Below are 21,796 nucleotides of genomic sequence, written 5' to 3'. Positions count from 1 at the left end.
CGCGAGCCGAAGTCACCTTTGCAGAGTCTCTTTCCCGGCAAGCGGCATCAGGACCACGCGGCCCGCAGCCTACCCATGGGCCCATGCGCAGCATCCATCAGAGAGGAGAACCATGCATAAAGTCATCAACAGCACTGCGACCCAACGTCGGCACCTCGGCCAGCACGGCGCTCGGCACCATGCTCCCGGCGTTTCCGCCATACCGCGCGTCCATACTCGTCAGATGCACGGCTTGCAGCAGGGCGGCTCCCCGGCGCCCGACAGCGCGGGCCGAAGTGCAGCCACATCAGCAGTGCCGCTGTTGCATGCTCCAGCCCAGGCGCACACGCTGTTGCCCACTCATGACGCCATCGTGAAGAGCGCGCGGAGCAGTATCCCTGCGCTCGAAGAGCGCTACGTCGATTCGCTGCAATTGCGCCTGCAGGCCAGCTTGCTGAATGCGCATTGCTACAACCGGTTCGCGCCGGAACTGCTGGATCTGCTCACGCGCACCGGACTGGATGAGCGCGAAGCCGCCGCCATCGCAGGGAACATGCTGAAACTGCTCGTGCAGGACCGACCCCGGCGCATGATCGAAAGAGACCTGCGCGCGCTGATCGATACGATGATGATTGCCGGCCATCCCGAGCTCACGGTGGAGCTGGCGCTGCAACATCAGCTGATGCTCAAGGCGTATCAGCGCTTGACTCAGTTGCTCGACCATGCCCGCGCGCTCGTGCAAACGACGGCGAACGCGATCGACTGGGGCGAAGGCCTGCAGACCTTCTCGAGCTACAGTCCGGAGGTGATGCAAAAGGGTGTGCGCTCCGTGCCATTGCCCAGCAGATGGGGCACCGCGAGCCCGCAGCTCGAGGCTGGACGTTATCAGGCCGCGCTTTCCTTCGACATGCTGCACCGGTCGCCGGACATCGATGCGAGCCTGCAGCAAATCCATGCGTCTCTGCTGGCAGGTGGCCGCATCTATGCGCTCGAGACGGTGCTCAGCGGCCCATCTTCCAGGGATGCGGAACGCGACCGCGGCCGCACCCTGTTGCACGACTATTTGCTGCACTGGCTGCTGCATCCGGAGAAGGTGCCGGTGAATGGGAACTATCTGAACATCGATCACTGGCCGAACCGGCTGGAGCAAAACGGCTTCAAGGTCTGCGAAGTCGTCGACCTTGGCGTCGGCGACGCCGGCCCCGGCAATCACGAAGCGCTGTACATCGCGGAGAAGACGTAAGCGCCCGGGCGCGGCTGGCAAGCGGGCGCAGGTAGAAGCGGCGCAACTTGCAGCGGCGGCGCCCTTCCAGGCGCCACCATCTGCGGCGCCAACCGCGGCCTCAGCGCTTCCGGATTTCGGCGCTGACCGCTTCGCCAACTGCGGCCAGCGCGCGACTGTAGGCAGCCACGATAGCGTCGTAGCTGCCATCGCCTGCGGTCTCACTCGCGGTGAACTGCCGGCTGACGGGATCAACGCCTTCCTGGCGCAGCGTCCATACGCCCTGCACCGTCACGCCGTTGTCCCGCGAAGCTTCAAAGCGTTCGATATCCAATCGCACACTCATTTCGCCGGCGCGCGGCACACTGTTGCCGCCCGTGGTGATGCGCGCATCCGGCAACTGACGCGCCAGGCTGGCTGCAAGCGACCGAGCGATTTCCTCCGGCAGCGGCCCGGCCCAGCGGTGCTGCTCGAGAATCTTCACCTGGCTGCCGCTCTCGCGCAGCACCAGCTGCGGCCGATCCACCGATTGCGGCAGCTTCACCGGCCCCACCGAAACCGTGTAGCGCGCGGCAGCGGCTGGCGCCGCGCTCGCCAGCGCCGGCGGCGCCAGTGTGTAGAAATGGTCCGGTCCCGGCGTGCCGCAGCCAGCGATGAGCGCGGCGCTCAGCACGCCCGCAACTGCCGCCGCGACCGCGCGCAGCGCGCGGCCCTTCGATTCATTCACGCCTTTCATTCGCCCCTCTTGCCACGTATCAGTGCTTCCGGATGCCGACTGAGATAGTCGGCCAGCTCCTGCAGCGAGCGCGCAGCCCGGCTGACTTCGGTCAGCGTACCCTGCAGATTCTCCTGTACCGGCGAGTCCGACGACAGCGTCTGCTGCGCGCTGCCCAGCGCCTTCTTCGCTTCCTGCAGCGTGCCGCGCATTTCCGGCACCACGTTCGCGTCAAGCTGCGCCACGAGCTTGTTGGCGCTCTGCAGTGTCGTGTTCAGCGACTTCAGCGCGCGCGACGCATCCTGGCCGATGACGTCGAGCGGCACCTTGTCCAGCCGCTTGACGATGCTGCCTATGGTTTGCTGCAGGTCCTCGAACGGGCCGGACACGGTGGGCAGCACCGGCGGCGTCTTGTTCCAGTCGATCGTGGCCTTGGGCGCATCGGGGAAGAAGTCGAGCGCGACATACAGCTGGCCGGTCAGCAGGTTGCCGCTCTTGAGCTGCGCCCGCAGCCCGCGCGCCACCATGCGGTTTAGCAGCACCTTCGGATCGCGCTCCATCGCCGACATCTGCGGCGCGCCGGGCCGGTAGCGCGAACGCAGCCGCTCCGGATAAATGTCGATCTGCACCGGGAACAGCAGGGTCTTCGCTTCGCGATCGTATTCAAAACTGACCGTGCGCACCTCGCCCAGCGGTATGCCATGGAAGTCGACCTGCGCCCCCGGCGTCAGGCCGCGCAGCGATTCCTTGAAGTACAGCAGATAGGTATGCACCTCCTGGCCGGTGCGCTTCAAGGCGGCAGTCTTGTTCGAGTACAGTTCGAACTCGGCATTGGCCGGCGCACTTTCTCCAGGCGCGGCTTCGGGAGGCGACTGGAAGGAAATGCCGCCGACGATGATCGAGGTCAGCGATTCGGTATTGACCTTCACGCCCGCGCCTTCGACCGATACATCGATGCCGCTCGCATGCCAGAAGCGCGCATTGGTGGTGACGAAGCGATCGTTCGGCGCATTGACGAACACTTCCAGGGTCACGCCCTTGCCGTCGTCGTCGAGCTTGTAAGCGGTGATGCTGCCGACTTCCACACGCCGGTAATAGACCGGCGCGCCGACGTAGAGCGAACCGATGTCTTCCGCATGCAGCACAAAGCGCCGGCCCGGCACATCGGAAGGAATCGGCGGCGGGCTTTCCAGCCCCTTGAACTCGCGCTTCTCGGTTTCCGACTTGCCCGCATCCACGCCGATGTAGGCGCCGGAAAGCAGCGTGCCCAGGCCGGAGATGCTGTTCAATGTCACCCGTGGCCGCACCACCCAGAACTTGGTGTCGTCGACCAGCAGGCCGTCGGCCTGGCGCACCATTTCCGCAGTCACCAGCACATGGCTGCGGTCGCGTGCGAGCTCGATTTCCTTCACGGTGCCGATGTCGACATCCTTGTAGCGCACCTTGGTCTTGTTGGCCTCGAGGCCTTCGGCATTGCGGAATTCGATGGTGATGGTCGGCCCGCGCTGCAGCAGGAAGTGCGCTACCACCCAGCCGCCGAGCACGACCGCAACAAGCGGAATGATCCAGACGATGGAAAGCGCCCAGGGCCGCTTCGGCACGGGCACGGCGCGCGGGATGTCGTTGGGTTCGGGCGGCAGACCGTCAGCCATGTTCCTCCTCTTGTTCCTGTTGTTGATAGTCGGCGGCATCCCAGATCAGGCGCGGATCGAAGGTGTGCGCGGCCAGCATGGTGATGATCACCACCGCGCCGAAGGCCAGCGATCCGGCGCCCGGCTTGATCGATGCCAGCGCGCCGACCTGCACCAGGGCCACCGTCAGCGCGACCACGAAGATATCGAGCATCGACCAGCGCCCGATGAAGTCCACCATCCGGTAAAGCTGGGTACGCTGCTGCGGCGCCCAGCGCGAGCGCCGCTGCACCGTGATCAGCAGCAGCGCCAGCGCGATCAGCTTGGTCATGGGCACCACGATGCTGGCGATGAAAATCAGCGCGGCAACGAACCAGGAGCCGCCCTTCCAGAAGAGGATGATGCCGGCCAGGATGGTGCTGGACTGGTTTTCCAGCAGCGAATGACTTTCCAGGATCGGCAGCATGTTGGCCGGGATGTACAGCACCGCCGCCAGGATCAGCAGGAACCAGGTGCGCACGATGCTGCCGGGCTTGCGCAAATGCAGGCGCGCGCGGCAGCGTGGGCAGGCCGAGGCTTCATGATGCGCATGCAGGTGGCTCAGGAGGCCGCAGACATGGCAGGAAGCCAGACCGCGGGAAGCGGCGGAAGCCATCAGTCGCCCTCCCAGTCGGCGCCGGCGGAATCCGCCCAGCGCCAGAAGTCGCGCACGCTGAAACTGGACGCGGCCATGGTGAACAGCACGATCAAGCCGCAGAACGCCCAGAGCGATGCGCCGGGCACCACGGTGGCCAGGTCGCCGAGCTTGACCAGCGTGACCAGCACGCCGAGCAGGAAGATTTCCATCATGCTCCACGGGTGCACCAGCAGCACCAGGCGAAATGCCATCGGCAATCCCGGCGGCACGCGCTTCAGACGCAGCGGTATCAGCAGATACAGCAGCAGCGCGACTTCCAACGCCGGCAACGCGATGGTGGTTGCGCCAACCGCAATGGCAACGAGCGGCCGGCCGTTCTGCCACAAGGCCAGCGAAGCGCCCGCCAGCGTGGTCTGCGACCAGGCGCCCTGCACTTCAATCAGTGCAATCGGAAACAGGTTGGCCACCACCATCAGCACGGCACAGCCGGCCATCAGCGACAGCATCGTGGTCAGCCCGGTACGCGTGCCGCGATACAGCCGCGCGCCGCAACGCACGCAATGCGCATCGGCATGCCGCGCGAGCCTGACTTCCTGCTGCAGCAGATCGCAGTCGCGGCAGGCGATCAGGCGCCCAGCCGACTCGGCAGGTTCGGCGATGGGCGTCGCGCTCGCATGAGGATGAAGATGGTCGGTGGATGTATTCACTGTCGGATGCGGCTTCGGACCCTTGCAGCCCGGAATGGCCGAAAGCATAACACCATGATCATGCAAGACGCCCAAAGCCGCTTATTTGCACGCAAGCCGCCTGAAAGTTGGCCGGGCGAAGCAAATTGCCGTTGAGCCTGCGCAATTTTGTCGCGCCGCGTGGGCGCTGCGTATTGCACGCTGCTGCAGGCCTGCAGCGTGCGCTCACTTGACCAGCGCCTTCACCCCTGGCCACTGCCGGCGCGAGATCGGCAGCCTTTCGTTGATATCCTTGACGATCACCTGCCAGCCTTCCTGCGTCTTCTCGCCGTCGGCATCGCCGCCGATCACGCCGCGCTCCACGCCCGCAATCGCCCGCTTCGCTACCAGCGTATTGCGATGCACGCGCACGAACACATCGTCGAGCTCTTCCTCGATCGACAGCAGCGAATCCTCGATCAGGTAATCGCGGGTGCGGGTGCGCAGCGTCACATATTTCAGCTCGGCTTTCAGATACAGCACATCGGACACCGGCACCAGCAGCAGCCGATCGCGCTCGTGCACGGTGAAATGTTCGCGTCGCGGCGTCGACACCTGCTGCGGCGCGGTGCGTTCGCGCAGCGCTACCACCCGCTGTATCGCCTGCTGCAGCCGAGCCGCGCGCACCGGCTTGACCAGGTAATCGAGCGCATGAACATCAAAGGCGTTGAGCGCATAGTCGTCGTGGGCGCTGACGAAGATCACCGCCGGCATGCCGGCGCCTTCCTGCGCAAGCCGCTCGGCCAGTTCCAGCCCGTTCATGCCGGGCATCTGGATGTCCAGCAGCAGGATGTCGGGTCTGGCGTCGACGATGCCCTGCAGCGCCTCGGCGGCGTCGCTGGCCTGCCCGACCAGTTCATTCGGACATTCGGACGCGATGTCCGACAGCAGCATGGCCAGCCGGGCGCGCGCATGCTCTTCGTCGTCGACTATGAAAATGCGTGGTGTCATCCAACTTCCTTTACGTACGGAAAGCGCAGGCGGACTTCGAAAAAGCCGCGCGCAATCGTGGTTACCAGTTGCGCCTCGACATCGTAAAGCAGCGACAGCCGCTCGCGGATGTTGTCCAGCGCCATATGATTGCCGGCCGAACTACGGTCGGGATGATGCGGATTGATGATCGAAATCTCCAGCCGGTCGCCCCAGCGGCCGAGATGAACCTGCACCAGCATCGGCTTTCTGGCCGGCTCGACGCCATGGTGCACCGCGTTCTCCAGCAGCGGCTGCAACAGCAGCGCCGGAATCTGCGCGGTCTGCATCACTTCTTCGCTCAGGTTGGTCAGCTCCCACTCCACCTGCAGCCGATCGCCAAGGCGGATTTTTTCGATCGAAAGATATTGCTCGCAAAGTTTCAATTCCTCGGCCAAGGTCGTCAGGTCGCGCGCATCGCGCAGCAGCACGCGGAACAATTCCGCCAAGTCTTCCAGCGTCGCTTCCGCCTGTCGCGGCGCGCTGCGTATCAGCGACAGTACCGCATTCAGACTGTTGAACAGAAAATGCGGCCGGATGCGTGCCTGCAGCGCCTGCAGGCGGGCTTCGGCCAGCGCTGGCGAGAATGCCCGGGTGCGCAGTTCGAAATAATGCTGCAGCAGGTAACCGAGCGCTGCCGCGGTCAGCACGCCCTGCAGCATGTTGAGGCCGGCAGGATCGACTTGCACCAGGTCAAGCGTGGCGAAGAACTGTATTAAAAGTGCGGTTACTGCCGCCGGTATCAAGACGCAAGCCAGACGCTGCACCCAGGGCGCGAACAGGCACAGCAGCCGGCGCGCGGCGCACAGTACCAGCAGTGAAGACAGGCTGGCAATCTCCAGCAGCATCGCCGCTTCAATGAAGGACAGCACCGCCGCGCCCACACTCGGCGCCTGCGCGAAAACCGCCAGCAACACGGTAATGTTGACCGTCAGCAAGGTGCGCAGCACGACGCCGATGCTGCAGCAATCGGGCAGGACGACGGCCGGCGCGACGGCCGGAGCGGATGCGGGCATGAACTTAGGTATTCCTTTGCTGGCTAGGTACTTGGCGGGCCGGGCAAGGCGCATGTCTTATAATCCCGGGACTCTTCGGGACACAATTCTATGACAGCACAACTTTCCAAAAAAAGTGAGGCTTGGTCGGCGCGCTTTTCCGAGCCGGTTTCCGACCTCGTCAAACGTTACACCGCCTCGGTGTTCTTCGACAAACGCCTGGCCGAATTCGATATCCAGGGCTCGCTGGCCCATGCGCAGATGCTCGCCGACCAAGGCATCATCAGCAGCGGCGATCTGGCCGACATCGGGCGCGGCATGGCGCAGATCCGCGCCGAAATCGCCGCCGGCAGCTTCGAGTGGCTGCTGGACCTGGAAGACGTGCACCTGAACATTGAGAAGCGCCTGACCGAACTGGTCGGCGATGCCGGCAAGCGGCTGCACACCGGCCGTTCGCGCAATGACCAGGTCGCCACCGATATCCGGCTGTGGCTGCGCAACGCGATCGATGACATTCTTGGCCTGCTTCGCGACCTGCAACTGGCGCTGGTCGATCTGGCCGACGCGAATGCCGACACCATCCTCCCCGGCTTCACCCACATGCAGGTGGCGCAGCCGGTGACCTTCGGTCACCACATGCTGGCCTATGTGGAAATGTTCCGGCGCGACGCCGAGCGCATGACCGACTGCCGCCGCCGCGTGAACCGCCTGCCGCTGGGCGCGGCCGCGCTGGCCGGCACCACCTTCCCGATCGACCGTGAAAAGGTCGCCGCGCTGCTCGGCTTCGAAGAGGTGTGCCGCAATTCGCTGGACGCTGTTTCGGACCGCGATTTCGCCATCGAGTTCTGCGCTGCCGCGGCGCTGGTGATGACGCATGTGTCGCGCATGTCCGAAGAACTGGTGATCTGGATGAGCCCGCGCGTGGGCTTCATCGACATCGCCGACCGCTTCTGCACCGGCTCGTCGATCATGCCGCAGAAGAAAAACCCGGACGTGCCTGAGCTCGCGCGCGGCAAGACCGGTCGCGTCAACGGCCACCTGATCGCGCTGCTGACCCTGATGAAAGGCCAGCCGCTGGCCTACAACAAGGACAACCAGGAAGACAAGGAACCGCTGTTCGACGCCGCCGACACCGTCATCGACACGCTGCGCATCTTCGCCGACATGGCGCGCGGCATCACTGTGCGTCCGGAAGCGATGCGCGCAGCGGCGCTGCAGGGCTATGCGACCGCGACCGACCTGGCCGACTACCTGGTCAAGAAAGGCCTGCCCTTCCGCGATGCGCATGAAGCGGTAGCGCACGCGGTGCGCGCCTGCGAACTGCGCGGCTGTGACCTGACCGATTTGTCGCTGGACGAACTGCGCGGCTTTTCGCCGCTGATCGGCGAGGAAGTGTTCGCCGTGCTGACGCTGGAAGGCTCGGTGGCGGCGCGCGACCACGTCGGCGGTACTGCGCCGAACCAGGTGCGTCGGGCGATCGCCGAAGCGCGGGCTCGCCTGGCCTGAGCAGACTCCCGAATTGCAACATCGGCGCGGCAAGATAAGTCAAAAATGCTGCGCGATGCTGGAATTTTGGAAACATTTTCACTTATACTTGCAAGCCTTTTGAGCTTGCCGAACGGGGCGGACTGTCTTGACTGTCCGCCCCGCGAACATAAGGGCGCCGATCACAAGAAAACGCCCGCGGCAACCAGAACCACGACAAGTTGCAAGACAAACCGTTTGAAGCGCGCCATGCGCATGTGCGCGTACCGACCCGAGGAGACCCCATGCAAACCCGCCATCTGCTGAAAACCCTGCCGCTGCTGATCGCGGCCGGCTTTGCTTCTTCTGCCTTCGCCGCCGACATCAAGCTCGGCGCCGCCGAAGCGCTGACCGGCCCCGCCGCCAAGTACGGCATCGCGATCAAGAACGGCTTCACACTGGCCGCCGACGAAATCAATGCCAAGGGCGGCGTCAACGGCAACAAGATCGCGCTCGTCATGGAAGATGAGCAGGGCAAGAAGGAAGAAGCGATCAACGTCTTCAAGAAATTGATCTTCCAGGACAAGGTGCTGCTGGTCTTCGGCCCGACGCTGTCGAACTCCGCCTTCGCCGCCGACCCGATCGCCAACGCCGCGAAAGTCGTCGCATTTGGCACCAGCAACACCGCCGAAGGCATCACCAACATGGGTCCCTGGACCTTCCGCAATTCCGTGATGGAAGCCGACGTGCTGCCGGTCACGGTCAAGGCGGCGGTCAAGCATTTCGGCCTGAAGAAGGTCGCCGTCATCTACGGCAATGACGATGCCTTCACCAAGAACGGCTACGACGTGTTCAAGACCACGCTCGAACAGCAGAAGATCCCGGTCACCGACACCGAGACCTATGCCAAGGGCGACGTCGACTTCAAGGCGCAGCTGACCAAGATCAAGGCCACGAATCCGGATGCGATCGTCTGCTCGTGCCTGGCCGAAGAAGCCGCGAACATCATCCTGCAGACCCGCGCGCTGGGCATGAAACAGCCCTTCATCGGCGGCAACGGCCTGAACTCGCCGAAGCTGTTCGAGATCGCCAAGGACGCCGGCGACAACACCGTGATGGGCAGCCCGTGGTCGCCGGAAAACACCGCACCGGCAAACAAGGCCTTCATGTCCGCCTACCATGCGAAGTTCAATGCCGACCCGGACCAGTTCGCCGCGCAAGCCTATGACGCGATGTACATCGTCGCCGACGCGCTCAAGAACGTGAAGCTCTCCGGCGACCTGGCCAAGGACCGCCAGGCGCTGCGCGACGCGCTGCCCAAGGTCAGCATCGACGGCGCCACCGGCAAGTTCCGCTTCCGCCAGGCCGCCGCGAAGGATGGCAAGCCGGCCGGCTTTGATGCCGACCAGGAAGCGATCGTCAACATCGCCAAGGGCGGCAAGTTCGTCATCCTGAAGTAAGCGAAAACAGGCAAGGCAACGATGAGGCATTTCCGGGGTATGCCCGGAAATGCCTCAAACACTTTTCACGGCCACCATGCTGGAACAACAACTCATCAATGCGCTGTCACTGGGCAGCGTCTACGCGCTGTTCGCGCTCGGCTTCACGCTGGTCTTCGGCGTGCTCGGCGTGATCAACCTGTCTCACGGCGCGATCTTCATGCTCGGCAGCTACGCCGCGCTGCTGTTCGTCGACAAGCTGGCGCTGCCGCTATGGGCGGCGCTGATCGCGGCGATGCTGGTCACCGGCTTTATCGGCCTCATCGTCGATTACCTGGTGCTGCGCCCGCTGCGCGCACGCAATGCGCCGCATCTGTCGCCGATGATCGCGACCATCGGCGTGGCCATCATGCTGACCAACGTTGCGCAGGGCATCTTCGGCGCCGAGAACAAGCGCTTCCCGGTTGGCATCATTCCCGAGGAAAGCTTCGGCTGGGGCAATCTGCACATCACCGCGCTGCAGGTCGGCATCGTCGTCATTTCCTTCCTGCTGATGATCCTGCTGCTGGTGGTGATGCGCCGCACCCAGCTCGGCCGCGCGCTGCGCGCGATCGCGGAGTCGCCCAAGGCGGCCTATCTGCTGGGCATCAATGTCGAGGGCCTGTTCTACCTCACCTCCTTCGCCGCGGCGGCGTTTGGCGGTGCGGCCGGCGTGCTGGTCGGGCTGTCGTTCAATGCCATCTCGCCGTTCATGGGCCAGCCGATGCTGCATAAAGGCATTGCCGTCATCATCCTTGGTGGCATGGGCGACATACGCGGCGCCATGATCGGCGGACTCTTCCTCGGCTTCGCTGAAGTGCTGAGCGTGGCCTATGTATCGAGCGACCTGCGCGATGCGGTCGCCTTCGGCTTGCTGTTTTTGATCCTGCTGGTGCGGCCCTCGGGCATGTTCGGCAAGGTCCTTGAAAGAAAGGCTTAAATCATGGCCGAATGGTGGGACGGATTCTGGTCCACATACAACGCGGTGGTGTACGGCATCGGCGTGAACGCGATGCTGGCGCTTTCCATTTATCTGACACTGTCCTGCGGCTTGCTGTCGCTGGCCAATGCCGCCTTCATGGGCATAGGCGCGTATGCGGCCGCGATGATCAGCATGAATACCGAGCTGGCCTTTCCGGTCGCACTGGCCGCGGGCACGGTGTTGCCGGCGCTGGTGGCGATCATCATCGGCATTCCGGTGCTGCGCCTGTCCGGCGTGTACCTGGCCATGGCCACGCTCGGCTTTGGCGAGGTGGTGCGCGTCATCGTGCTGAACATGGAAATCACCGGCGGCCCGATGGGCCTGAATGGCATTCCGCAGAAGACCGAGTTCTGGCATATCGCGCTGCTGCTCGCGGCGACGATGTTCCTGCTGGCGCGGCTGCGCCGTTCCAAGATCGGGCGCGCCTTTGAAGCGATCAAGGAAGATGAGATCGCAGCGCGCCTGATGGGCGTGAACGTGGCCGGCTACAAGCTGCTGGCCTTCACGCTGGGCGCGGCCATCGCCGGCCTGGCTGGCGGTCTGAATGCGCACTACACCTTCACCATCGGACCGGGCAACTATGCCTTCGAGAATGCGGTGGACATCCTGACGATGGCAGTCTTCGGCGGCACCAGCAACCTGATCGGCCCGACGCTGGGTGCGACCATCCTGACGCTGCTGCCCGAAGTGCTGCGCCAGTTCCGCGACTTCCGGCTTGCGGCCAACGGCCTGATCCTGGTGCTGGTGATCCTGTATCTGCCCAAGGGCATCTGGGATCCGCGCCGCATCCGCGGCTATTTCCGCCGCCAGAAAATCGGAGGAGCGGCGTAATGCTGGAATTTTCGCAAGTCAGTAAAAGCTTCGGCGGCCTGCATGTGCTGCAGGACGTGAGCTTCAACGTGCCCGAAGGCGGCATCTATGGCCTGATCGGTCCGAACGGCGCCGGCAAGACCACGGTGTTCAACCTGATCACCGGCCTGTTGCGCCCCACCGGCGGCGGCATCCGCTTCAACGGCCAGGACCTGACACAGGTCGCGCCGCACCGCATCACCCAGCTCGGCATCGCGCGCACCTTCCAGAACATCCGCGTGTTCAAGGAAATGACGCTGCTGGAAAACGTGGTGGTCGGCATGCATGAGCATCTGCGCTACAGCCTGCCTGGCATCCTGTTCAACCTCGCTGGCTTTCGCGACAGCGAGAAGCGCGCGCGCGACCGGGCGCTGGAATTGCTGTCGTGGGTGCGGCTGGATCACAAGGCCGGCATGCTCGCCGACAGCCTGTCGTACGGCGAGCAGCGCAAGCTCGAGCTGGCGCGCGCGCTGGCGACCGAGCCCAAGCTCCTGCTGCTGGATGAACCGGTGGCCGGCATGAATTCCTCGGAAAAGACCGAGCTGATGACCGAGATCGTCAACATCAAGAACCGCGGCTACAGCGTGTTCATGATCGAGCACGACATGCGCTTCGTGATGGGCTTGTGCGAGCGCATCGCGGTGCTGAACTTCGGCCGCATCATCGCCGAAGGCGTGCCCGACGAGATCAAGAACAATCCGCAAGTCATCGAGGCCTATCTCGGCCAGGAAGAGCCGGCATGAAACCGATACTGAGCATTTCCGATCTGGCCGTCTCCTATGGCCATATCGACGCGGTCAAGGGCATCGACCTGACGCTCAATGAAGGCGAGATCACCGCGCTGGTCGGCGCCAACGGCGCAGGCAAGAGCACCTCGCTGCTGGCGATCTCGGGCTTGCTGAAGCCCAAGCGCGGCAGCGTCGTCTTCGACGGCGAGGACCTCACCCGGCTGTCGCCACACCGCATCGTCGAGCGCGGCGTGGTGCAGGTCGCCGAGGGTCGCGCGATTTTGACGACCCTGACCATCGCCGAAAACCTTGAGCTGGGCAGCTATGCGCGGCGCGACAAGAGCGGCGTGGCGCGTGACCTGGAATGGGTGTATTCGCTGTTCCCGGTGCTGAAGAGCCGGGCCAATGGCCTGGCGGGCAATCTGTCCGGCGGCGAGCAGCAGATGCTGGCAATCGGCCGCGCGCTGATGGCCAAGCCGCGCGTGCTGCTGCTGGACGAGCCGTCGATGGGCTTGGCGCCGATCATCGTGCAGGGGATTTTCCGTACGCTGCAGGAAATCAACCGCACCGGCCTGACCATCCTGCTGGTCGAGCAGAACGTGCGGCAGGCGCTGCGCATCGCGCAGCGCGGCTATGTGCTCGAGACAGGGAAGATCGTGCTGGCTGACAGCGGGCAAGCGCTGCTGGATGATCCGAAGGTGGTGGAGGCGTATCTGGGAGGTTGAGGCCTTCTTTCCCCGTAGGGTGGGCGCAGCCCACGCGTGGATCGAAGAACCGCGTGGGCTGCGCCCACCCTACGCATGAATGCCTAATTGCCCGCAATCGTCATGCTCTCGATGAGCACCGACCCTACCTGCTTGGTCCCGCGGATCAGAGTATCCGCGCCGATCGCCACGATCCCCTCGAACATGGTCTTCATGTTGCCGGCGATCGTGATCTCTTCCACCGGATACTGGATCACGCCGCCCTCGACCCAGTAACCCGATGCGCCGCGCGAATAATCGCCGGTCACGTAGTTCACGCCCTGCCCCATCAGCTCGGTCACCAGCAGGCCGGTACCCATCTTCCTCAGCATCGCCGCGAAATCGTCGCCTGCCTCGGTGCGCGTCGAGGTCATGGACAGGTTATGCGAGCCGCCGGCATTGCCGGTGGTCTTCATGCCGAGCTTGCGCGCTGAATACGAAGACAGGAAATAGCCCTGCACCACGCCATCGCGCACCACGTCGCGCGCAACCGTCCTCACGCCTTCCTCGTCGAAGGGCGAAGATCCGACCGCGCCGATCACGTGCGGGTCTTCCTTGATCTGCACATGGTCGCCGAACACCTGCTTGCCGAGGCTGTCGAGCAGAAACGTCGACTTGCGATACAGCGCGCCGCCCGACACCGCCTGCACGAAGGCGCCCAGCAGGCCCGCAGCCAGCGGCGCTTCGAACAGCACCGGGCATTTGCGGGTATCGAGCTTCCTGGCATTAAGCCGCGCCAACGCGCGCTCGGCGGCATAGCGGCCTATTGCTTCGGGCTCGGCCAACCTCGCCGGATTGCGTGATGAGGAATACCAGTCGTCGCGCTGCATGCCGGCGCCGCGGCCGGCGATGGGCACGGCCGAGATCGTGTGCCGGGAATACGGGTAGCCGCCGATGAAGCCGCGGGTATTGGCCGCGACGAAATGCGATTGCTGCGCATGCACGCCGGCGCCCTCGGAATTGCTGATGCGCTTGTCCACCGCGAAAGCGGCATTCTCAGCGCGCAGCGCGATCGCGATGGCTTCTTCAGCCGAGATCGACCACGGGTAGAACAGCTGCAAGTCCTTCGGATCACGCTCGATGACGTCTTCATCCGGCAGGCCGGCGCAATCGTCTTCGGCGGTGAAGCGCGCGATGTCGTAGGCCGCGGTCACCGTGTCGCGCAGAGAACGTTCCGAAAAATCCGAGGTGCTAGCATGGCCGCGCCGCACCGCGCCGCGTTCGCCGAGATACACCGTCACGCCGATTCCCTTGTCGCGGTTCTGTTCGATGGTCTCGACATTGCCGCGCCGCACCGATACCGACAGACCGTTGCCTTCGCTGATTTCCACCACGGCATCCGACGCGCCCTTTTCCTTCGCGAAGCGCAACACGTCCTGGGCAAGCTGCCGCAATTGATCCTGGCTGTAGACAAACGGGGAATCGTTCATGGGGCTTTTTCGGGGAAGGTGTAAAGCGGTTATCATAGCAGCCGTTCAATGAAAGCCGTTGCTCCATCATGCCTAATTCCAACCGGGGTTCGACCGGATTCCAGTCCAATGAATTCGACCAGGAATACGACCGCCCCTCCAAATCCCAGCGCAAGCGGGAAATGACTGCGCTGCAGGTTCTCGGCGCGGAACTCATCGCAGAACCACGCGAACGCGTCAAGCGCGTGCCCATGCCCGAAGATGTGCGTGACGCCATCCTCGAATGCCAGGGCATCAAGGATCACGAAGGCAGGCGCCGCCAGTTGCAATACGTCGGCAAGAAGATGCGCTCGCTGACCGAGGAAGAAGTCGACATCATCCGCAAGACCATCGACAGCTGGAAGGCGCCGTCACGCGCCGAGACCGCGGCGATGCATGCGCTGGAGCGCCACCGCGAGCGGCTGCTGGCCGACGATGGCGCGCTGACCGAGTTGCGCGCGCAGCATCCCGAACTCGATGTGCAGCACATGCGCACGCTGATCCGCAATGCCCGCCGCGAGCAGGCCGAAAACAAGCCGCCGAAAGCCTATCGCGAAATCTTCCAGATCCTGAAGGGATTCCAGGCGAGCGCGAAGGCCGCAGCCAGCGCGGCCGCCGAGTCCGAAGACGAGGAGTCTCCCGATGAAGAATGATGCCGATCGCGCCCGCATTGGCCTGGTGTCGATTTCCGACCGCGCATCAAGCGGCGTCTACCAGGACCAGGGCATCCCGGCGCTGCAGGAATGGTTGAAGTCGGCGCTGACAAGCGAGTTCGAAACCGAAACCCGGCTCGTCGCCGATGAGCGCGAAGCGATTGAAGCCGCGCTGATCGAGCTGACGGATGAGAAGCAATGCGACCTCATCGTCACCACCGGCGGCACCGGCCCGGCCCGGCGCGATGTGACGCCCGAAGCCACGCTTGCCGTGGCGACCAAGGAAATGCCGGGCTTTGGCGAACAGATGCGCCAGATCAGCCTGCATTTCGTGCCGACCGCGATCCTGTCGCGCCAGGTCGCGGTGATCCGTGAAACCGAAGGCCATGCGGCCCTGATCATCAATCTGCCCGGCCAGCCGAAATCGATACGCGAGACCCTGGAAGGCCTGAAGGATGCGGATGGCAAGCCTGTCGTGCCCGGCATCTTCGCTGCAGTGCCTTATTGCATCGACCTGATCGGCGGTCCCTATATCGAGACCGATGAAGCGGTGTGCAAGGTCTTCCGGCCGAAGTCCGCCATCCGCCCCAAGTCCGCCTGAACCCACGACAACGATCCAACATGACCGCTACCCTTCCCGCCGTACAAATCGATACCGCACCGAATCCCACCGCTTCCGTGATCTGGCTGCATGGCCTGGGCGCTGATGGCAATGATTTCGTGCCCATCGTGCGCGAGCTCGATCTCGCCGGCCTGCCGGCGATACGCTTCATCTTTCCGCATGCGCCGACGATGCCGGTGACGATCAACAACGGCTATGTGATGCGCGCCTGGTATGACATTCTCGGCACCGAATTGGTCAAGCGCGAGGATGAAAAGGGCTTGCGCGCTTCGCAGGCGCTGGTGGAATCCCTGATCGCGGTGGAACGCGCGCGCGGCGTGCCGTCGAACCGCATCGTGCTGGCCGGCTTCTCGCAGGGCTGCGCGATGACGCTGCAGACCGGCTTGCGCCATTCGGAAAAGCTGGCTGGTCTGCTGTGCCTGTCCGGCTATGTGCCGCTGGCCGGCGTGATCGCGGCCGAGCGCCATGCGGCCAATCATGCGACGCCGATCTTCATGGCCCATGGCCGCGCCGACAATGTGATTCCCGTAGCGCGCGCCGAGGCTTCGCGCGATCTGCTGGTATCGCTCGGTTATGAAGTCGAATGGCACGAGTACATGATGCCGCACTCGGTATGCCAGGAAGAGGTGGACGACATCAGCGCATGGTTCAAGCGGGTGCTGAAGGATTGAAGCGTTGATAGGCGTAGGTTGGGCTGACGAAGGAAGCCCAACGGCAGTCCGCACAGGCGCAGGCCTCACGTTGGGCTTGGCAGACCAATCTACCGAAAGAAGCCCAACATGCCAGCGGTCTGCGTACGCCCGATGTTGGGCTTGTCAGCCCAACCTACACAAATACGGCCGCGCGCAGAATGAGCGCACCCCGCCCGCGAAAACAGCGTTCCTACCGAAACACCACCGTCTTGTGCCCGTTGAGCAAGATCCTGTGCTCGACGAACCATTTCACCGCTCGCGCGAGCACCACGCATTCCACATCGCGGCCGATCGCCGTCAATCCTTCCGGCCCCATCGCATGGTCGACGCGCTCGACATCCTGCTCAATGATCGGGCCTTCATCGAGGTCGCTGGTAACGAAGTGCGCGGTCGCGCCGATGAGCTTCACGCCGCGTTCATGCGCCTGATAGTACGGCTTGGCGCCCTTGAAGCTCGGCAGAAAGGAATGATGAATATTGATCGCGCGGCCCTTGAGCGCTTCGCACATCTGCGGCGACAGGATCTGCATGTAGCGCGCCAGCACTACCAGGTCGATGTCATGCTCACGCACGATTTCCAGCACCCTCTCCTCCTGCGCGCGCTTGGCATCGCTGGAGGCGCTGGCGGCCAGCGGCAGATGATGGAACGGGATGTTGTAGCTCGCCGAGAGCTGATAGAAATCGGTATGGTTCGAGACGATCGCCGAAATCTCCACCGGCAAGAGGCCGCTCTTGTAGCGGAACAGCAGATCGTTCAGGCAATGGCCGATCTTCGAGACCATGATGATCACGCGCGGCTTCTTCAACGCGTCATGCAATTGCCAGTTCATGCGCATTCCATCGGCCAGCGCCGCGAAATCCGTACGCAGCGCCGCTTCTGTCACTGCCGTGTCCTCCGACGCGAAATGCACGCGCATGAAGAACAGTTCGGATTGCGCATCGCCGAACTGCGCGGAGTCGATGATGTTGCAGCCATGCTCGGCGAGAAAGCCCGAGACGCGATGCACGATGCCGCGCTGGTCCAGGCAGGAAAGGGTCAGGATGTATTCCGGGTGCGTCATGTTCTTGCTGGTCGAATTCGGAGGGGCAAAACGGAGCGTTTTGCCCCGTTGCAAAGGGCGCTATTCTCTCACGCCCGGCGCGACCACACGTGAAAACGCCGGCGTCCCTTGCGGAACGCCGGCGTTGGATGTCGATGCGAGGTCGGATGGACCGCGCGATCAGACTGCGGCTTTTGCCACCGACAGATTGTTGCGGTTGGCGCCGTCGAGGCCGACCTGCACATCGCCCGAAAGCTGGCCGCCCTCTTCGATGACGATCTTGCCGAAGCGGATCGTGCCGGTGACCTTGCCGGTGGAATGAATCACCAGCTTCTGACGCGCGGTGAGGTCGCCGTCGAAGGTACCGTTGATTTCGGCGACTTCAACCTGGACCGAGCCCTTGAAGGTGCCGCTTTCGGCGATCTGGATCACGCGCGATTCCATCGTGGCCTCGACCTGTCCCTCGACTACCAGGGTGTCGCAATCGGCGATTTCGCCCTTGAGCTTGATTTTCTGGCCAACGATCAGCTTGCTGCCGCCGCTGACTTCCGGGGTGTCGGATACGGATTGTCCGGGCGCAGTGGCCGGTGTGGCGGACGGCGGCATGCCGACCGGAGCCGGGCCACCCGGCTTGGCGACGCTAGGCTGGGCGCTGGACGCATTCATAGGCGAATTGGGAGTGGTATTGCCGGAAGCCGGCTCGCGCTTGCCAAATAGCGTTTCGGAACGAAGCATGGAATCTCCTGGATAAGACTGTAACTAGAACTTGAAATGGGTTTGGGTCGGAACGTTCCCTGACGTTCGCCGCTGCTGCCGCTCCCGTAGCCGCCGCGCGGCTCCATATTTCGACAACAGCATTCGCCTGGCAGGTCCATACGGTTGATGAACCGCAAAGTCATTGAGCGAATCTGGCTTTGGCCGGCATATGCCGATAAAGTTCCGACGATTTCGGCGCCTTGCTAAAAAAGCACGGTCGTTCCAGATTCAGTTATAGTGGCTGCCACTTCAACCTGATAACAAACAGGAGACTTCCATGACCGAACCAACCGTCAATCATCAATTCCGTCTTGCCGCGCGTCCGATGGGCATGCCCAAGGCGAGTGACTGGAATCAGACCACCGAGCCGGTGCGCGAACCGAGCGATGGTGAAATCGTCGTCCGGACCATCTATCTGTCGCTCGATCCGGCAATGCGCGGATGGATGAATGAAGGCAAGTCCTACATCCGCCCGGTAGGCATCGGCGAAGTAATGCGCGCTGGCGGCATCGGCGAAGTCATCGCCTCGAAGTCGCCGCGCTTTGCGGTTGGCGACGTGGTGTCGGGCGCGATCGGCGTACAGCAATACTGGATCGGCGCGGCCGACAACCGCGAAGCGGGCTTGTTCAAGGTCGATCCGAAGATGGCGCCGCTGCCGAAATTCCTGAATGCGCTCGGCATGCCCGGCATGACGGCTTACTTCGGCTTGCTCGAGGTCGGCATGCCGAAGGCCGGCGAAACCGTCGTGGTTTCCGGCGCTGCCGGCGCGGTTGGCCAAACCGTGGGCCAGGTGGCCAAGCATCGCGGCTGCCGCGTCGTCGGCATCGCCGGCGGCCAGGACAAATGCCGCTTCGTGGTCGAGGAGCTCGGCTTCGATGCCTGCATCGATTACAAGAGCGGCTCGGTCAAGGACGGCCTGAAGGCGCATTGCCCGGATGGCGTGGATGTCTACTTCGACAACGTCGGCGGCGACATCCTCGATGCCGTGCTCACCCGCATCAACATGAAAGCCCGCATCATCATCTGCGGCGCCATCTCGCAGTACAACAACACCACGCCGGTGAAAGGGCCGTCCAACTATCTGTCGCTGCTGGTGAACCGGGCGCGCATGGAAGGCATCGTGGTGTTCGACTACGCGGCGCGCTATCCGGAGGCGGTTGCCGAGATGGCCAAGTGGATGCGTGAAGGCAGCTTCAGAAGCCGCGAGGATATCGTGCAGGGCCTGGACAAGTTTCCCGAAGCGCTGAACATGCTGTTCGAAGGGAAGAATTTCGGCAAGCTGGTGCTGCAGGTCGCCCCGGAGCCGGCCACCGCCTAACATTTGCAATATCGGTTGACATTCCCGGGCGCCTGCCAAAGCATAGCCGGCGCTTCGTTCCAATAACAAGACAGGGAGTGCAATGGATATCACGATGCATCACGAGGCCGGCGCCGCGCCGGCCAAGCGCGAGGAAGCCTTTCATTTCACCGGCAGCGGAAGCGAGTACTTCCGCATCTGGGCCGTCAACAGTCTGCTCACCATGCTGACCCTGGGCATTTATTCCGCCTGGGCCAAGGTCAGGCGCAACCGCTACTTCTATGGCAATACGCGGGTTGCCGGCGCCAGCTTCGATTACCACGGCAATCCGATATCAATATTGAAGGGACGATTGATCGCAGCGACGCTGCTCGGCTCCTATCACTTTACCGGTCAGGCTTATCCGCTCGTGGCCGGGGTGCTGTTCCTGCTGATCGCGGCGGCGATGCCCTGGCTGCTGTGGAAGAGCCTGCAGTTCCGGCTCTACAACTCCAGCTATCGCGGCATACGTTTTGGCTTTCGCGGCAGTGCCGGCGGCGCTTATGTCGCCTATCTGCTGTGGCCGGCGCTCGCGATGATGACGGCCTACCTGCTGGCGCCGCTGGCGCATCAGCGCATCAAGCGGTTCCAGCACAGCGAGAGTCGCTTCGGCGCAAGCCAGTTCTCCTTCAATGCTGGCGTCGGCGGCTTCTACCGCGCGTACCTGGTCGTCGGCGCGATGGCGCTTGTGCTGTTCCTGGGCATGGGCCTGCTGATTGCCAGCTTCATGGCAAGCGCCATACCGCATTCCAACGCGTCGAGCGCGAACTTCCTCAGGTATGTGTTCCCAATGTTCCTTATCCTCTACGCCTGCTTTGTCGCCCTTGCCCCAGTCTTCACTGCGATGATCGAGAACCTGGTCTGGAACCATACCCGCCTTGATGCGCACCGCTTCGTCTGCCGCCTGGCATGGACGCGCATGGCCTGGATTGGCGTGACCAATCTGCTCGGCATCATCGTCACGCTCGGCATGTTCATTCCGTTCGCCAAGGTGCGCATGCTGAAGTACCGCGTGGAATCCATGGCCCTGCTGCCCGACGGCGATCTCGACGGTTTCCTTGCCGATGCGCAAGCCAGCGCTTCGGCCACCGGCGAAGGCATGGCCGACCTGCTCGACTTCGACCTTTCGCTGTAAGGCCATGACGATCGCTGCAAGCTATTTCGACGGCAAGAGCTCGCGCCGGCACCGCGTCACGCTGCATGTCGAGGATGAAATCGCTCGTATTCAGGGCGACGCCGAGCGCCGTTGTCCCCTGGCGCAACTGCGCGTCTCGGAGGCCACCCGCCATGGCGCGAGCATGGTTACCTTCCCCGACGGCGCTTATCTGGAAGTCGACGATGCCGCGGCCTTTGCCACGCTGCTGAGCGACACCGGCCATGTCGACGGCATCGTGGCGCGACTGCAGCAAAGCTGGCGCGCAGCGCTACTGGCAACGCTGGCGCTCGTATTGCTGCTCGCTGTCGGTTGGCGTTATCTGCTGCCGCCGCTAACCGCGGCGGCAGCAGCGGCCATTCCGCCGGCGGTGGAACAGTCGCTGGGGGAGCGCATGCTGGCGTTTCTCGACGATCGCCTGATGCGGCCGTCCAAGCTGCCGGCCGAGCGGCAGGAAGCGATTCATGAACGCTTCCTGCGCATGCTCCCCGATGACACGGTCGCGCCACCGGCGCTGCTGTTTCGCGCCAGCCGCATCGGTCCGAACGCATTGGCACTACCGGGCGCGCGCATCGTTCTTACCGATGAACTCGCGCAATTGCTTAAGGATGATGACGATGCGCTGATGGCGGTGCTGGCGCACGAGGCAGGACACCTGCGAAGGCGTCACCTGATGCGCCGCCTGGTGCACGACAGCGCTACCGGCGCCGCGATGACAGCCTTATTCGGCGATGCCTCCGGCCTGTTCGCCGCGCTGCCTGCGATGATGCTGGATACACGCTACAGCCGGGATGTCGAGCGCGAAGCCGATGACGAAGCCGCCATGCTGCTGCGCTCCAATGGCCTAGCGTCATCGAAGCTCGCCGATGCGCTGGAAAAGCTGTCCGCCGGACGGAAGGAGCCGCCGCCGTGGCTGGCGACGCATCCGCCGACGCCGGAGCGCATCGCGCGCCTGCGCGGCAGCCCGGACTGATACCCAT

General features: G+C 63.5%; 22 protein-coding genes. 13 read left to right on the top strand and 9 right to left on the bottom strand.

Translation table 11 applies throughout. From position 1 onward, the window contains the following. The first annotated feature begins 112 nt into the window (after positions 1-112). The gene (locus tag JJB74_RS19890) at positions 113-1,222 is read left to right on the top strand and encodes a hypothetical protein (protein WP_200594764.1); all 1,110 of its coding nucleotides are present in this window, start codon (positions 113-115) and stop codon (positions 1,220-1,222) included. Positions 1,223-1,322: 100 nt separating this feature from the next. Here JJB74_RS19890 and JJB74_RS19885 read toward each other — a convergent pair whose 3' ends face one another. The 6 genes from JJB74_RS19885 to JJB74_RS19860 form a co-directional block, all read right to left on the bottom strand. Continuing rightward, entirely contained in the window at positions 1,323-1,937 is a 615-nt protein-coding gene (locus JJB74_RS19885) for a PqiC family protein (RefSeq protein ID WP_200594762.1), read from the bottom strand. Continuing rightward, positions 1,934-3,568 carry a PqiB family protein gene (locus JJB74_RS19880; RefSeq protein ID WP_200594760.1) on the bottom strand — a complete coding sequence of 545 codons (1,635 nt, stop codon included), beginning with the start codon at positions 3,566-3,568 and terminating at the stop codon, positions 1,934-1,936. The genes JJB74_RS19885 and JJB74_RS19880 overlap by 4 nt, the downstream gene beginning before the upstream one ends. Then, a complete protein-coding gene (locus JJB74_RS19875; RefSeq protein ID WP_200594758.1) occupies positions 3,561-4,202 on the bottom strand; it encodes a paraquat-inducible protein A in 642 nt (213 codons plus the stop codon). Before JJB74_RS19875 ends, JJB74_RS19880 begins: the two co-directional genes overlap by 8 nt. Next, the gene (locus JJB74_RS19870; RefSeq protein ID WP_200594756.1) at positions 4,202-4,891 is read right to left on the bottom strand and encodes a paraquat-inducible protein A; all 690 of its coding nucleotides are present in this window, start codon (positions 4,889-4,891) and stop codon (positions 4,202-4,204) included. Before JJB74_RS19870 ends, JJB74_RS19875 begins: the two co-directional genes overlap by 1 nt. Before the next feature lie 204 nt (positions 4,892-5,095). Then, on the bottom strand, positions 5,096-5,860 hold the full coding sequence (locus JJB74_RS19865) for a LytR/AlgR family response regulator transcription factor (protein ID WP_200594754.1): 765 nt from the start codon (positions 5,858-5,860) through the stop codon (positions 5,096-5,098). After that, positions 5,857-6,894 (bottom strand): sensor histidine kinase, encoded by a 1,038-nt coding sequence (locus JJB74_RS19860; protein WP_234484358.1) that lies wholly within the window; start codon positions 6,892-6,894, stop codon positions 5,857-5,859. Before JJB74_RS19860 ends, JJB74_RS19865 begins: the two co-directional genes overlap by 4 nt. A gap of 90 nt (positions 6,895-6,984) precedes the next feature. Between JJB74_RS19860 and argH the strand changes: the two genes are divergently transcribed. From argH to JJB74_RS19830, 6 genes are all read left to right on the top strand, one after another. Continuing rightward, positions 6,985-8,379, top strand: coding sequence for an argininosuccinate lyase (gene argH, locus JJB74_RS19855; protein WP_200594752.1), 1,395 nt, complete (start codon positions 6,985-6,987; stop codon positions 8,377-8,379). Between the two features lie 263 nt (positions 8,380-8,642). Beyond that, positions 8,643-9,797: an ABC transporter substrate-binding protein gene (locus tag JJB74_RS19850; protein WP_200594751.1), complete on the top strand. Its 1,155-nt coding sequence runs from the start codon at positions 8,643-8,645 to the stop codon at positions 9,795-9,797. A gap of 76 nt (positions 9,798-9,873) precedes the next feature. Further along, on the top strand, positions 9,874-10,755 hold the full coding sequence (locus tag JJB74_RS19845; RefSeq protein WP_200594749.1) for a branched-chain amino acid ABC transporter permease: 882 nt from the start codon (positions 9,874-9,876) through the stop codon (positions 10,753-10,755). A 3-nt stretch (positions 10,756-10,758) separates the two neighbouring features. Beyond that, entirely contained in the window at positions 10,759-11,628 is an 870-nt protein-coding gene (locus JJB74_RS19840; RefSeq protein ID WP_200594747.1) for a branched-chain amino acid ABC transporter permease, read from the top strand. Next, positions 11,628-12,389: an ABC transporter ATP-binding protein gene (locus tag JJB74_RS19835; RefSeq protein WP_200594746.1), complete on the top strand. Its 762-nt coding sequence runs from the start codon at positions 11,628-11,630 to the stop codon at positions 12,387-12,389. The genes JJB74_RS19840 and JJB74_RS19835 overlap by 1 nt, the downstream gene beginning before the upstream one ends. Further along, complete coding sequence (locus JJB74_RS19830) at positions 12,386-13,099, top strand: ABC transporter ATP-binding protein (RefSeq protein WP_200594744.1); 714 nt, start codon at positions 12,386-12,388, stop codon at positions 13,097-13,099. The genes JJB74_RS19835 and JJB74_RS19830 overlap by 4 nt, the downstream gene beginning before the upstream one ends. 83 nt (positions 13,100-13,182) lie before the next feature. Here JJB74_RS19830 and pmbA read toward each other — a convergent pair whose 3' ends face one another. Beyond that, positions 13,183-14,547 carry a metalloprotease PmbA gene (gene pmbA, locus JJB74_RS19825; RefSeq protein WP_200594742.1) on the bottom strand — a complete coding sequence of 455 codons (1,365 nt, stop codon included), beginning with the start codon at positions 14,545-14,547 and terminating at the stop codon, positions 13,183-13,185. Positions 14,548-14,615: 68 nt separating this feature from the next. Here pmbA and yjgA point away from each other — a divergent pair, with 68 nt between their 5' ends. The 3 genes from yjgA to JJB74_RS19810 are packed head-to-tail and all read left to right on the top strand — an operon-like array spanning position 14,616 to position 16,511. After that, positions 14,616-15,218: a ribosome biogenesis factor YjgA gene (gene yjgA, locus JJB74_RS19820; RefSeq protein ID WP_200594740.1), complete on the top strand. Its 603-nt coding sequence runs from the start codon at positions 14,616-14,618 to the stop codon at positions 15,216-15,218. Further along, entirely contained in the window at positions 15,208-15,819 is a 612-nt protein-coding gene (gene mog, locus JJB74_RS19815) for a molybdopterin adenylyltransferase (protein ID WP_200594738.1), read from the top strand. Before yjgA ends, mog begins: the two co-directional genes overlap by 11 nt. A gap of 20 nt (positions 15,820-15,839) precedes the next feature. Next, positions 15,840-16,511 (top strand): alpha/beta hydrolase, encoded by a 672-nt coding sequence (locus tag JJB74_RS19810; RefSeq protein ID WP_200594736.1) that lies wholly within the window; start codon positions 15,840-15,842, stop codon positions 16,509-16,511. Between the two features lie 211 nt (positions 16,512-16,722). On the opposite strand, the gene purU is transcribed toward JJB74_RS19810, so the two are convergent. Then, positions 16,723-17,592 (bottom strand): formyltetrahydrofolate deformylase, encoded by an 870-nt coding sequence (gene purU / locus JJB74_RS19805; RefSeq protein WP_200594734.1) that lies wholly within the window; start codon positions 17,590-17,592, stop codon positions 16,723-16,725. A gap of 159 nt (positions 17,593-17,751) precedes the next feature. Next, positions 17,752-18,306, bottom strand: a complete 555-nt coding sequence (locus JJB74_RS19800) for a bactofilin family protein (RefSeq protein WP_200594732.1) — start codon at positions 18,304-18,306, stop codon at positions 17,752-17,754. A 298-nt stretch (positions 18,307-18,604) separates the two neighbouring features. Between JJB74_RS19800 and JJB74_RS19795 the strand changes: the two genes are divergently transcribed. From JJB74_RS19795 to JJB74_RS19785, 3 genes are all read left to right on the top strand, one after another. Next, positions 18,605-19,645: an NADP-dependent oxidoreductase gene (locus JJB74_RS19795; RefSeq protein ID WP_200594730.1), complete on the top strand. Its 1,041-nt coding sequence runs from the start codon at positions 18,605-18,607 to the stop codon at positions 19,643-19,645. A gap of 82 nt (positions 19,646-19,727) precedes the next feature. After that, complete coding sequence (locus JJB74_RS19790; protein WP_200594728.1) at positions 19,728-20,798, top strand: YjgN family protein; 1,071 nt, start codon at positions 19,728-19,730, stop codon at positions 20,796-20,798. Positions 20,799-20,802: 4 nt separating this feature from the next. Continuing rightward, positions 20,803-21,789: a M48 family metallopeptidase gene (locus JJB74_RS19785; protein ID WP_200594726.1), complete on the top strand. Its 987-nt coding sequence runs from the start codon at positions 20,803-20,805 to the stop codon at positions 21,787-21,789. Positions 21,790-21,796 lie beyond the last annotated feature (7 nt).

This window comes from Noviherbaspirillum pedocola (genome assembly GCF_016632335.1).
Lineage (GTDB): Bacteria > Pseudomonadota > Gammaproteobacteria > Burkholderiales > Burkholderiaceae_D > Noviherbaspirillum_A > Noviherbaspirillum_A pedocola.
The sequence above is the reverse complement of the archived record's forward strand: the minus strand, read 5'-3'. Positions and strand labels throughout refer to the sequence as shown.

Excerpts from the sequence above, each read along its gene's own strand:
- JJB74_RS19890 (WP_200594764.1), top strand. The coding sequence starts at position 113 with ATGCATAAAGTCATCAACAGCACTGCGACCCAACGTCGGCACCTCGGC.
- JJB74_RS19885 (WP_200594762.1), bottom strand. The coding sequence starts at position 1,937 with ATGAAAGGCGTGAATGAATCGAAGGGCCGCGCGCTGCGCGCGGTCGCG.
- JJB74_RS19880 (WP_200594760.1), bottom strand. The coding sequence starts at position 3,568 with ATGGCTGACGGTCTGCCGCCCGAACCCAACGACATCCCGCGCGCCGTG.
- JJB74_RS19875 (WP_200594758.1), bottom strand. The coding sequence starts at position 4,202 with ATGGCTTCCGCCGCTTCCCGCGGTCTGGCTTCCTGCCATGTCTGCGGC.
- JJB74_RS19865 (WP_200594754.1), bottom strand. The coding sequence starts at position 5,860 with ATGACACCACGCATTTTCATAGTCGACGACGAAGAGCATGCGCGCGCC.
- JJB74_RS19860 (WP_234484358.1), bottom strand. The coding sequence starts at position 6,894 with ATGCCCGCATCCGCTCCGGCCGTCGCGCCGGCCGTCGTCCTGCCCGAT.
- argH (WP_200594752.1), top strand. The coding sequence starts at position 6,985 with ATGACAGCACAACTTTCCAAAAAAAGTGAGGCTTGGTCGGCGCGCTTT.
- JJB74_RS19850 (WP_200594751.1), top strand. The coding sequence starts at position 8,643 with ATGCAAACCCGCCATCTGCTGAAAACCCTGCCGCTGCTGATCGCGGCC.
- JJB74_RS19845 (WP_200594749.1), top strand. The coding sequence starts at position 9,874 with ATGCTGGAACAACAACTCATCAATGCGCTGTCACTGGGCAGCGTCTAC.
- JJB74_RS19840 (WP_200594747.1), top strand. The coding sequence starts at position 10,759 with ATGGCCGAATGGTGGGACGGATTCTGGTCCACATACAACGCGGTGGTG.
- JJB74_RS19835 (WP_200594746.1), top strand. The coding sequence starts at position 11,628 with ATGCTGGAATTTTCGCAAGTCAGTAAAAGCTTCGGCGGCCTGCATGTG.
- JJB74_RS19830 (WP_200594744.1), top strand. The coding sequence starts at position 12,386 with ATGAAACCGATACTGAGCATTTCCGATCTGGCCGTCTCCTATGGCCAT.
- pmbA (WP_200594742.1), bottom strand. The coding sequence starts at position 14,547 with ATGAACGATTCCCCGTTTGTCTACAGCCAGGATCAATTGCGGCAGCTT.
- yjgA (WP_200594740.1), top strand. The coding sequence starts at position 14,616 with ATGCCTAATTCCAACCGGGGTTCGACCGGATTCCAGTCCAATGAATTC.
- mog (WP_200594738.1), top strand. The coding sequence starts at position 15,208 with ATGAAGAATGATGCCGATCGCGCCCGCATTGGCCTGGTGTCGATTTCC.
- JJB74_RS19810 (WP_200594736.1), top strand. The coding sequence starts at position 15,840 with ATGACCGCTACCCTTCCCGCCGTACAAATCGATACCGCACCGAATCCC.
- purU (WP_200594734.1), bottom strand. The coding sequence starts at position 17,592 with ATGACGCACCCGGAATACATCCTGACCCTTTCCTGCCTGGACCAGCGC.
- JJB74_RS19800 (WP_200594732.1), bottom strand. The coding sequence starts at position 18,306 with ATGCTTCGTTCCGAAACGCTATTTGGCAAGCGCGAGCCGGCTTCCGGC.
- JJB74_RS19795 (WP_200594730.1), top strand. The coding sequence starts at position 18,605 with ATGACCGAACCAACCGTCAATCATCAATTCCGTCTTGCCGCGCGTCCG.
- JJB74_RS19790 (WP_200594728.1), top strand. The coding sequence starts at position 19,728 with ATGGATATCACGATGCATCACGAGGCCGGCGCCGCGCCGGCCAAGCGC.
- JJB74_RS19785 (WP_200594726.1), top strand. The coding sequence starts at position 20,803 with ATGACGATCGCTGCAAGCTATTTCGACGGCAAGAGCTCGCGCCGGCAC.